Raw genomic sequence first — 11674 nt, 5'->3', positions numbered from 1 at the left:
ACTCGCTTGCCAACCAACGCCGCGCACCGCCGCAGCGATCCGTAGGAGCGCACCCGGGCGCGACAGGGACTTGCCGATAGCGTGATCACGATCGATAAGGCCTGTCGCGCCCGGGTGCGCTCCTACGGGGTCCTTGGTGGGTGGCACAAAAAAGCCCCGGCACTGCCGGGGCTTTTGGTTTGCAACAAACGCCTTGGCTTAGCGATCCGGACGATGCGTACCCGAGTCGTTCTGTGCGGTCAGGTATTCCTTGGACTGTTCGTCCAGCTTGTCGCCCAGCATGCGCCGCACCACCACGAAGAACAGCGGGATGAAGATCACGCCGAGCACGGTGGCGAACACCATGCCGCCGATCACGCCGGTACCGATGGAGTGACGCGAGTTGGCGCCGGCACCGGTGGAAATCGCCAGCGGCAACACACCCAGGATGAAGGCGAACGAGGTCATCAGGATCGGGCGGAAGCGCAGGTGCGCCGCCTCCAGCGTCGCCTCGCGCAGGGTCTTGCCCGCCGCACGCTGCTCCACCGCAAATTCCACGATCAGGATCGCGTTCTTCGCCGCCAGGCCGATCACCGTGATCATGCCGATCTTGAAGTACAGATCGTTCGGCAGGCCACGCAGCATCGAGAACACGATCGCACCCAGCACGCCGATCGGCACCACCATCAGCACCGCCACCGGAATCGACCAGCTCTCATAGAGCGCGGCCAGGCACAGGAACACCACCACCACCGACAACGCCAGCAGCAGCGTCGCCGCATTACCGGCAATGATTTCCTGGTACGACATGCCGCTCCAGTCGAAGCCGAAGCCTGGCGGCAGATCGTTGTTGACGATCTCTTCCATCGCCGTCATCGCCTGGCCGGAGCTGCCGCCCGGGGCAGGGTTGCCGACGATGTTCACCGCCGAATAGCCGTTGTAGCGATTCAGCGCCGGCGAGGCGTAGGTCCATTCGGCCTTGACCACATTGCTCAGCGGAATCATGCCGGGCTGCCCGTCCGCACCGGTGGCGGTGCTGCTGGGAGTGAAGAAGTTGCGCAACGACTCGGGGCCGGTACGGAACTGATCGTCGGCACGGATGTTGACGCGCTTGATGCGGCCTTCGGAGAAGTAATCGTTGACATAGACCGGCGCCAGCATCAGCTGGATCGAGCTGTAGATGTCGCTGACTTCCAGGCCCATCGACTGCGCCTGCACGCGGTCCACATGCAACTGCAGCTGCGGCGAATTTTCCAGGCCGTTCGGGCGCACGCCCACCATGGTGTCGGCCTTTTGCGCCGCCTTGCCCAGCACGATGTTGCGCGCCTGGGTCAATGCTTCCTGGCCTGCGCCGGAACGGTCCTGCAGCCACATGTCGAAGCCGCCGAACTGGCCAAGGCCCTGCACGGTGGGCAGGTTGACCACGAAGATCTGCGCGCCCTTGATGCCGTAGAAGGCACCGTTGAGTTGCTGGATCAACTGCTCGGCAGTGACGTCGCGGTCTTCCCACGGCTTGAGCCGGATGAAGCCCATGCCGACGTTTTCGCCCGAGCCCAGGAAGCTGAAACCGGCGATCTGCAGCATGCCTTCCACCGCCGGCTGCTTTTCCAGCACCGCACGCATCTGCGCAAACGTTTCGTTGGTAAGGATCTTGGTGGCGCCCGGCGGCAGCTGCACGATGGCCACCGCAAACCCCTGGTCTTCTTCCGGCAGGAAGCTGCCCGGCATGCGGGTAAACAGGAAGCCGCACAGCACCACCAGCACCACGAACACGATCATCCACGGCGGCGAGCGCTTCAGCGTGTGACCCACCACGCCGACATAGCGATGCGCCAGCTTGTCGTAGTACTTGTCGAAGGTGCGGTAGACCCAGTTCTTCTTGTCCGAATGGGTGGGCTTGAGGAAGCTGGCGCACAACGCCGGGGTGAAGGTCAGCGCCAGGAACGCGGAGAAGCCCATCGACATGGCGATGGTCAGCGCGAACTGCTTGTAGATCGCACCGGAGGCACCGGGCTGCAGCGAGGAGGGGATGAACACCGCCGCCAGCACCACGGTGATGGCCACCACCGCACCGGTGATCTGGGTCATCGCCTTCTGCGTGGCGGCCTTCGGCTCCAGATGTTCCTCGCTCATGATGCGCTCGACGTTCTCGATCACCACGATCGCGTCGTCCACCACGATGCCGATCGCCAGCACCATCGCAAACAGCGTCAGCTGGTTGATGGTGAAGCCGATGGCGTACATGCCGAAGAACGTGCCCAGCAGCGCCACCGGAATCACCAGGGTCGGGATGACCGTGGCGCGGAAGTTCTGCAGGAACAGCAACATCACCAGGAACACCAGCACGATGGCTTCCACCAGCGTGTGCACCACTTCCTCGATGGAGATGCGCACGAAGGTGGTCGACTCGTACGGTGCAAACCAGGTCACGCCCTGCGGGAAGGTGGGCTGCAGCTCGTCGAGCTTGGCCCCGACCGCCTCGGACACGTTCAGTGCGTTGGCGCCCGGCAGCAGCTGGATGCCGAAGGCACCGGTGGGCTTGCCGTTGTACTGGGTGTCGAAGCCGTAGTTGCTCGGCCCCACGGTGACGCGCGCCACATCCTTCAGGCGCACGGTGGCACCGTTGTTGTCGGTGCGCAGGATGATGTTCTCGAACTCTTCCGGCGAGCTGAAGCGGCCTTCCGCCGACACCGTGGCGGTGAAACTGATGCCGTCCGGCGTGGGGTCGGCACCGACCGAGCCGGCCGCGAACTGCACGTTCTGGTTGCGCACCGCGGTCAGCACCTGGGTGGCCGACAGGTTGTAGCCCTGCAGCTTTTCCGGGTTCAACCAGATGTTCATCGCGTACTCGGCGCCGAACTGGTTGGTGCTGCCGACGCCGGGCACGCGCGAGATCTGCTCGAGCACGCGCGAGCCGACGATGTCGTTGAGCGCGTCGCGGTTGATCGACGGGTTGTCCGAACGCAGCGCGGCCACCATCAGGAAGCCGGCGTTGGCCTTGGCCACCACCACACCCTGCTGGGTGACTTCCGAGGGCAGGCGCGGCGTGGCCAGCGACACCTTGTTCTGCACCTGCACCTGCGCGATATCTGCGTCGGTGCCGGTTTCGAAGGTCAGCGTGATGGTCACGCGGCCGTTGGAGGCCGACGAGGAGTTGAAGTACAGCAGGTGGTCGATACCGGTGAGCTGCTGCTCGATGACCTGGGTCACCGCCTTTTCGGCGGTATCGGCACTGGCGCCGGGGAAGTTGGCGGTGACGGTGACCTGCGGCGGGGCGATCGTCGGGTACGACTCGATACCCAGATTCAGGATCGAGATCACGCCGGCAAGCGAGATCAGGATCGCCACCACCCAGGCAAAGATCGGGTGTTCGATAAAAAACTTAGGCATGTCCGGGTTCCGTCACTGCTGCTTGGACTGGGAGTCGGCCGGCTGCGCCGCCGCATCCTGCTTGGGCTGCTCCTGCGCTGCCGGTGCTGCGGCATCGGCAGCGTTGGCAGCCGGTGCGGCCTTGGCATCGCCGGCCTGGCCTGCGGCGGGCGCCGCGCCAGCTGCACCGGGCTGACCCGGCTGGGCGCCGGCGGCCGGCTTGTTCGGATCCCACGGCACGCCCTTGGCGGGCTGACCTTCCTTGGCCTTCTGCACGCCATCGACGATGACCTGGTCGCCCGGGGTGACGCCGCCGGTCACGATCCACTGGCCCTTCTGCTGGCCGTCGACGGTGAGGTTCTTGCGCACCACCTTGCCGTCCTTGCCCAGCACCAGCGCATAGGCGCCGGTGGCATCGCGCTGCAGCGCCTGCTGCGGCAGCAGGTAGGCGTTGTTGCGCTGGCCCAGGCTGGCCTTGAAGGTCACGAACGCGCCCGGCAGCAGCGCCAGTTCCGGGTTGGGCAGGGTCGCGCGCAGCGACACCGCGCCGGTGCTCGGGTCCACCGTCACCGCCGACACGTCCAGCGTACCGGGGTGCGGGTACAGGGTGCCGTTGCCCAGCTCCACGTTGATGGCGGACTTGCCGTCGCCGCTGAGCTGCACGTTGCCGCTGCTCTGCGCCTGGCGCAGCGCGGCGAGTTCTTCGCTACTCATCGCAAAATTGACGTACAACGGGTCGATCTGGTCCACCGTAGTCAGCAGGGTCGCTTCGCCGGAGCCGACCAGCGCGCCTTCGGTCACCCGCTGGATGCCGGCGCGGCCGGTGATCGGCGAGGTGACGCTGGCGAAGCTGAGCTGGATCCGGGCGGCCTGGACCGCGCCGCGCGCCTGCTGCACGCTGGCGCCGGAAGAGCGCTCGGTGGCTTCGGCGTTATCGATGTCGGCACGCGAGACGTACTGCTGCGGCGCCAGGCTGCGCGCGCGCTTGGCGGCGATCTGGGCGTTGGCGTAGGTCGCCTCGGCGGCGGCCAGCTGGCCCTGGGCCTGCAGCAACGAGGCACGCAGCGGCATGGGATCGATCTCGAACAGCGGCTGGCCTTCCTTGACGTCGGTGCCTTCGGTGTACAGGCGCTTGAGCAGCACCCCGTCCACGCGGGCACGCACGTCGGCCGAGCGGAACGCCGACAGGCGGCCCACCAGGTCGCGTTCCAGCGGCAGCGTCTGCGGTTTCATTTCCAGCACCGACACTTCCGGCGGCGGGGGCGCCTGCTGTTGTTCGGGCTTGCTGCAGGCAGCGAGCGCCACGGTGATGGCCAAGGCCAGGCCGAAGGTGCGGAGCGGGGCAATCATCAGGAGGAACTCCGTTAGGGTCTTGAAGAGAGAAGAGCAAGCGGGGCCGGCGCAGGCGCGGCATTGGCCGCGGCAAACGCCCGCAAAAAGGTCTCGACGGCGAACTGCGCCCACTGCTGCCTGGCGGCAAGGCCGGCGCGGTGGGGTACCTGGAAGCGTTGGCGATCGAAATCCAGGCCGACGATCATGCTGAGCAGCAGTTCGGCCATGAAGTGCGGATCGTCATGGCGCAGCTGGCCGGCGGCCATCGCTTGCTCAAAGCGATGCGCCAGGCGTTGCTGCATGCCGACGACGCCCTCATGGAAGATCTGCTGCGACTGATCGGGGAACCGGTGCGACTCGGCCTCCACCAAACGACAGGTCTGTAACACATCCGGGCTGTTGAGGCGGTCAAGATGGGCCAGTGCAAAGGCCAGCAGATCCTCGCGTAGATCGCCGGACACTGCGCCCAGCGGCACCGTGGCCAGGTGCACGTGGTCCTGAAGGACATCGCGCAGCAGATTCTCTTTACATCCGTAATAACTGTAGAGCGTCTGCTTGGAACAACCGGCGCGTTCGGCCACCGCGTCCATGCTCAGCCGCATTCCGCGCTCGGCAAGCAAGGTATGCACGGCAGCATGGATGCGGCGATCGCAGTCCGAACGCCGGGCAGCACGGGGGGAACGAGGGGTCATGGCGGTAGACTATACCGTCCAGTTTAGTTTTTAAACAGCCTTGACGATCGCAGTTTGGTCTGCGCAACGCCTTGTGTGCCAAGCATCGGGCCGGACTTTGCCGGATCTGGCGATCCAGCGACCCGCCAACCGGCCAAGCGTGTGGAAACTACAGAGCCATATTGCTTTGGCGCCGCTGTCGCGCCTGCTGGAGGCTCGGCATTTGCGCTATGCAGCAAGGCGTTGTCACGGTGCATCGGTACAATTCAGGTTTTCCACCGAGCATCCCAGCTCTCTCATGACAGCCAAGAAAGCCGCTTCGAAATCGTCCACGACGTCGGTCAAACCGGTCGCCGAACGTGCCGTCCCCGTGCTCGCCACCGAACCGCAGGCGGTCACCCTGGAGCCGGTGTTTGCCGCGTTGCGCAAGCGCTACCCGGCCGCCCGCCAGGCCGAAGTGCAGGCGTTCGCCGCCGACTTCTACCGGCGGATGGAAGAGGACGAGTTCCCGAACCATCCGCCGGAGCAGTGGGCGGCGCTGGCGGCCGACATGCTGGAATTTGCGCGCGTGCGCAAGGCCGGTACGGTCAATGTACGGGTGTTCAACCCCACCCTGAAGAGCCACGGCTACGAGTCGCCGCACACGCTGCTGCAGATCGTCAACGACGACATGCCGTTCCTGGTGGATTCGGTGAGCATGACCTTGTCGGACCTGGGCATCGGCGTGCATGTGCTCGGCCATCCGGTGCTGCGCATCGCGCGCGACAAGGCCGGCAAGCTGACCGCCGTGGGCGAGGGCAAGAGCGAGTCGCTGATGGTGCTGGAGATCGACCGTCAGCCCGCCGATGAGATGGCCAAGGTGGAAGCGGCGGTGCGCAAGGTGCTGGGCGAAGTGCGCGCCATCGTGCACGACTGGGCATCGATGCGCGAAAAGATGGTGATGCTGGCCGACGACCTGGCCACCCGCCGCCTGCCGATCGACGACATCAGCCGTCACGAAGCGCAGGAGTTCCTGCGCTGGGCCGCTGCCGACCATTTCACCTTCTTCGGCTACCGCGAATACCGCGTGGAAAAGCAGGATGGCCAGGACGTGCTGGCACCGGTGGAAGAAACCGGCCTGGGCCTGATGCGCGGCCACGACACCTCGCCGGCACGCCCGGTCACCACGCTGGCGGCACACGGCCTGAACGCCTCGTCCAAGCTCAAGGACGCGTTGATCCTGACCAAGACCAATGCGCGCTCGCGCGTGCACCGTGTTGGCTACATGGATTACATCGGCATCCTGGAATTCGACGCCAAGGGCCGCATCGTCGGCGAGCAGCGTTTCCTGGGCCTGTTCACCTCCAGCGCCTACAACCGCCGCCCGTGGGAAATTCCACTGGTGCGGCAGCGCCACGAATATGTGATGAGCAAGTCCGGGCTGACCCCGAGCAGCCACAGCGGCAAGGCGCTGCGGCACATCCTTGAGACGCTGCCGCGCGAGGAGCTGTTCCAGTCCAACGAGGAAGAGCTGTATCGCACCGCGATCGGCATTCTCGGCCTGCAGGAGCGCGTGCGCAGCCGCATGTTCCTGCGCCGCGACAAGTACAGCCGCTTCATCTCGGCGCTGGTGTACATCCCACGCGAGCGTTTCAACACCGATGTGCGTCTGCGCATCGAAGCCTTGTTGAAAGATGCGTTGCACGGCGAATACATCGACTCGTCGGTGGTGCTGGGCGAGTCGCCGCTGGCGCAGCTGCATTTGATCGTGCGGCCCAAGAGCGGCGAAGCGCTGGAATTCAATACCACCGAGCTCGAATCGCGGCTGGCGCATCTGCTGCGCAACTGGCGCGACGCCTTGCGCGAGGCGCTGGTGGCGCGGCATGGCGAAGCCAACGGCCTGCGCATGGCGGCCAATTTCGGCCGTGCGTTGCCGGCCGGCTATATCGAAGACTCCTCGATCGAATCGGCGGTGTCCGACGTCGAACATCTGGCAACCCTGGATGGCCCGGACGATCTGCATCTGAGCCTGCAGGAAATCCGCCGCGATGACGGTATGCGGCTGGATGCCGGCGAAGGCCTGCGTTTGAAGCTGTATCGCCAGCTCGACGACATCCCGTTGTCCGATGCGATGCCGATGATGGAAAACATGGGCTTGCGCGTGATCTCCGAGCGGCCGTATCGGCTGCAGGTAGGCGAGACGCCGGTGTATATCCAGGATTTCGAGGTCGAATCGACCGCCGGCAAGATCAATGCAGCAAGCGCCGATGCCAGCTTCGGCGAAGCGTTCGAGCGGATCTGGAATGGCGACGCCGAAAACGACGGCTTCAACCGTCTGATCCTGGCCGCCGGCCTGCACTGGCGCCAGGTCGCGCTGCTGCGCGGTTACTGCAAGTACCTGCTGCAGACCGCAGTACCGTTCTCGCAGGCCTATGTGGAAGCCACGTTCACCCGCTATCCGCTGCTGGCACGCCTGCTGGTGGAGCTGTTCGAAGCGCGCTTCGACCCGTCCACCGGCTCGGAAACCAAGGCGCAGATCTTCGCCGGCCAGGAGCGCCTGCGCGAAGAATTGTCCGCACTGGCAGGCAGCGACGAAGCCACGCTCAAGGCACTGGAGCCGGTGCTGGAAGCACGCGGCAGCGACCGCGCCGCGCAGCAGGAGGCCACCCGCGCCACCTTGCTCAAGTTGATGGACCGCGTGTCCAGCCTGGACGAAGACCGCATCCTGCGCAGCTTCATCGACGTGATCGATGCGACCTTGCGCACCAACTATTACCAGACCGACAAATACGGCAAGCACGGCCATTGCATCAGCTTCAAGCTGGATTCGGCACTGGTGCCGGACCTGCCCAAGCCGCGCCCGTACCGCGAGATTTTCGTCTACGGCCCGCGCGTGGAAGGTGTGCACCTGCGCTTTGGAGCGGTCGCGCGTGGCGGCCTGCGCTGGTCGGACCGACGCGAGGATTTCCGCACCGAGGTGCTGGGCCTGGTCAAGGCGCAGATGGTCAAGAACACGGTCATCGTGCCGGTCGGCGCCAAGGGCGGTTTCTACGTCAAGCGCTCGCCGGTGGGTGGCGACCGCGATGCGATCCAGGCCGAAGGCATCGCCTGCTACAAGCTGTTCATCCAGGGCCTGCTCGACATCACCGACAACATCGTCGGCGGCAAGCTCGTGCCGCCGCCGCAGGTGGTGCGCCATGACCAGGACGACCCGTATCTGGTGGTTGCCGCCGACAAGGGCACCGCCACGTTCTCCGACATCGCCAACGGGCTGGCGCTGGATCATGGCTTCTGGCTCGGCGATGCGTTCGCCTCCGGCGGCTCGGTGGGCTACGACCACAAGGGCATGGGCATCACCGCGCGCGGCGCGTGGGAATCGGTCAAGCGCCATTTCCGCGCGATGGGCCGCGATTGCCAGAGCCAGGATTTCAGCGTCGTCGGCATCGGCGACATGTCCGGCGACGTGTTCGGCAACGGCATGCTGCTTTCAAGGCATATCCGCCTGCTGGCCGCGTTCGATCACCGGCATATCTTCCTCGACCCGTCGCCGGATGCGGCTGCCTCGTTCGCCGAGCGCGAGCGCCTGTTCAAGCTGCCGCGTTCCAGCTGGGCCGATTACGATGCCAGGCTGATCAGCGCCGGCGGCGGCATCTATCCGCGTACGCTCAAGTCGATCGACATCAGCGCGCCGGTACGCGAGGCGCTTGGGCTGGAGTCCAACGTCAAGCAGCTTTCGCCCAACGAGCTGATGAATGCCATCCTCAAGGCGCCGGTGGACCTGTTCTGGAACGGCGGCATCGGCACCTATGTCAAGGCGTCCAGCGAGTCGCACGCCGATGTGGGCGACCGCGCCAACAACGGCCTGCGCGTCAATGGCGGCGAATTGCGCTGCAAGGTGGTGGGCGAGGGCGGCAACCTGGGCCTGACCCAGCTCGGCCGCATCGAAGCGGCGCAGACCGGCGTGTTGCTCAATACCGACTTCATCGACAACTCGGCCGGCGTGGACACCTCCGATCACGAGGTGAACATCAAGATCCTGCTCAACGACATGGTGCAGGCCAAGAAGCTCACCTACGACGCGCGCAACACACTGCTCGCATCGATGACCGACGAAGTGGCCGATCTGGTGCTGTGGGACAACTACCGCCAGAACCAGGCGATCAGCCTGATGGAGCGCATGAGCGTCAAGCGCCTGGGTTCCAAGCAGCACTTCATCCGCACGCTGGAGCTGCAGGGCCTGCTGGACCGCCAGATCGAGTTCCTGCCGTCCGATGCCGAACTCTCCGCACGCAAGGCGCGCGGGCAGGGCCTGACCCGGCCGGAGCTGTCGGTGCTGTTGTCGTACTCCAAGCTGGTGGCGTTCCAGCAGCTGCTGGAATCGGATATTCCCGAAGACCCGTACCTGTCCAAGGAATTGCAGCGCTACTTCCCGCAGCCGCTGCAGAAGAAGTACGCCGATGCGATGGAGCGCCATCGCCTCAAGCGCGAGATCATCGCCACTGCGGTCACCAACACCACCATCAACCGCATGGGCGCCACCTTCCTGATGCGCATGCAGGAAGACACCGGTCGCAGCATCGGCGAGGTCGCCAAGGCCTACACCATCAGCCGCGAAACGCTGGATGCGCGCGCGCTGTGGACGCAGATCGATGCGCTGGACGGCAAGGTGCCCGAGTCGGTGCAGATCGATGCACTGGAAGTGATCTGGCGCCTGCAACGCTCGTTCGTGCGTTGGTTGTTGCTGCGTCCGGGCCAGATGCCGGGCATCACTGCGGCGGTGGAGCGTTATCACGGCCCGTTCAACGATATCCGCGTGGCCTCGGGCGTGTTGTCGGATGCGCAGCGTCCGCAGTACGAAGGCAGCGTGAGGGAGTGGCAGGACAAGGGCCTGCCGCCGCAACTGGCGCAGCAACTGTGCGAGTTGCGTTATCTGGAACCGGCCTTCGACATCATCGAGACCGCGCGCACCCGCAAGCTCAAGCCGGTGGAAGTGTCCAAGGTGCATTTCCGCCTGGGCGATGCGCTGCGGCTGCCGTGGTTGTTCGAGCAGATCGACGCGCTCGAGGTCAACGGCCGCTGGCATGCAGTGGCACGTGGCGTGCTGCGCGACGAACTGGCCGCGCATCAGCGTGCGCTGGTGGGCCAGGTGCTGACCATGTCCGGCAGCAGTGCCGAGGACAAGGTGGCCAACTGGCTGGCGCGCGACGATTCTAGCCTGCGCTTCACCCTGGCCATGCTCGCCGACGTGGCCGAGCAGAAGACGCTGGACTATCCGACCGTCTCGGTGGCGGTGCAGCGGCTGGGCCAGTTGGCCGCGCACGGGGTGTGATTGCGTGCCGCGACGCGACGGTGGAGCGCTCGCTCTACCGTCGCGTTGTCGGTCAGCATGATGTTGTTGCCTGTGACGCAAAAGGCCGCCCGAGGGCGGCCTTTTGCGTCATTGCATGCGGACTGGTGCGGGTCATGAGTCGTGCAGCGCTGCGCGTGCATGGCCGATGCCGCAGGCGCGCAGCGCTGGCCATCGAGACCGGCGCTGCGTCAAAGTCGCTCAGGCCGCCGGTTGATAACGCTCTGCGGCATTGGCCTGCCGGATGTCCGACAACAACCCCTGGCGCGCGCCATCCAGTGCGTCCCAGCGTTCGGCCACGTGCAACGGCGGAATGGTGACCAGTTCGCGGCGATCGAAGCCGACCAGCGCGGCATCGACCAGTTCGCCAACGTCCATCAAGTCGCTGAGCGTGTTGATGTCGATACCGGCGCGCTCCCAGATCTCGGTGCGGGTGCCGGCCGGCAGGACAGCCTGTACGTACACGCCCTTGGCTCCAAGCTCCACGTGCAGGCCCTGCGACAGGAACAGCACGAAGGCCTTGGTGGCGCCATAGACGCTCATGCCGAATTCGGGCGCCAGCCCCACGACCGATCCGAGGTTGACGATGGCGCCGCTGCCGGATTGCGCAAAGCGCGGCGCAACGGCGGCGGAAAGGCGTGTCAACGCGGTGATGTTGAGTGCGATCAGGCGATCGATCGCCGTAGCGTCCTGCTGCACGATGCCGCCCGATTGCGCGATGCCGGCGTTGTTGACCAGGATCCCGATCAGCGCATCGTCGCGCAGGCGGGTTTCCACGGCAGTCAGGTCGGCGGGCTGGGTCAGGTCGGCCTGCAGCACATCGACGCTGACGCGGTGGCTGTCGCGCAGGCGCGCTGCCAGGGTGTCCAGGCGCTGCTTGTCGCGAGCGACCAGCACGAGGTTGTGGCCGCGTTGGGCGAAGCGCTCGGCATAGACCGCACCGATACCGGTGGAGGCGCCAGTGATGAGGACAGCGGGAAGTGTGGGCATGGAAGTT

5 protein-coding genes are annotated in these 11674 nt (G+C 65.5%); 1 reads left to right on the top strand and 4 read right to left on the bottom strand.

Translation table 11 applies throughout. The features are described 5' to 3' along the window. Window positions 1–198 precede the first annotated feature (198 nt). Genes VZ068_RS12455 through VZ068_RS12445 form a run of 3 tightly spaced genes read right to left on the bottom strand, consistent with a single transcriptional unit; the run spans window position 199 to window position 5372 of the window. Window positions 199–3369, bottom strand: a complete 3171-nt coding sequence (locus VZ068_RS12455; RefSeq protein WP_349655480.1) for a multidrug efflux RND transporter permease subunit — start codon at window positions 3367–3369, stop codon at window positions 199–201. 12 nt (window positions 3370–3381) lie between these two features. Next, entirely contained in the window at window positions 3382–4698 is a 1317-nt protein-coding gene (locus VZ068_RS12450; protein WP_259160822.1) for an efflux RND transporter periplasmic adaptor subunit, read from the bottom strand. Window positions 4699–4712: 14 nt separating this feature from the next. Continuing rightward, window positions 4713–5372 carry a TetR/AcrR family transcriptional regulator gene (locus VZ068_RS12445; protein WP_259150753.1) on the bottom strand — a complete coding sequence of 220 codons (660 nt, stop codon included), beginning with the start codon at window positions 5370–5372 and terminating at the stop codon, window positions 4713–4715. Window positions 5373–5649: 277 nt separating this feature from the next. Between VZ068_RS12445 and VZ068_RS12440 the strand changes: the two genes are divergently transcribed. Beyond that, window positions 5650–10659, top strand: a complete 5010-nt coding sequence (locus tag VZ068_RS12440) for an NAD-glutamate dehydrogenase domain-containing protein (protein ID WP_349655479.1) — start codon at window positions 5650–5652, stop codon at window positions 10657–10659. Between the two features lie 219 nt (window positions 10660–10878). Here the strand turns inward: VZ068_RS12440 and VZ068_RS12435 are convergent, their stop codons facing one another. Further along, window positions 10879–11667 (bottom strand): SDR family oxidoreductase, encoded by a 789-nt coding sequence (locus VZ068_RS12435; RefSeq protein WP_259160820.1) that lies wholly within the window; start codon window positions 11665–11667, stop codon window positions 10879–10881. Between the last annotated feature and the right edge of the window lie 7 nt (window positions 11668–11674).

The sequence above is a fragment of the Xanthomonas sp. 10-10 genome (assembly GCF_040182365.1).
In the GTDB taxonomy this organism is placed as follows: Bacteria; Pseudomonadota; Gammaproteobacteria; order Xanthomonadales; family Xanthomonadaceae; genus Xanthomonas; species Xanthomonas arboricola_F.
The sequence above is the reverse complement of the archived record's forward strand: the minus strand, read 5'-3'. Positions and strand labels throughout refer to the sequence as shown.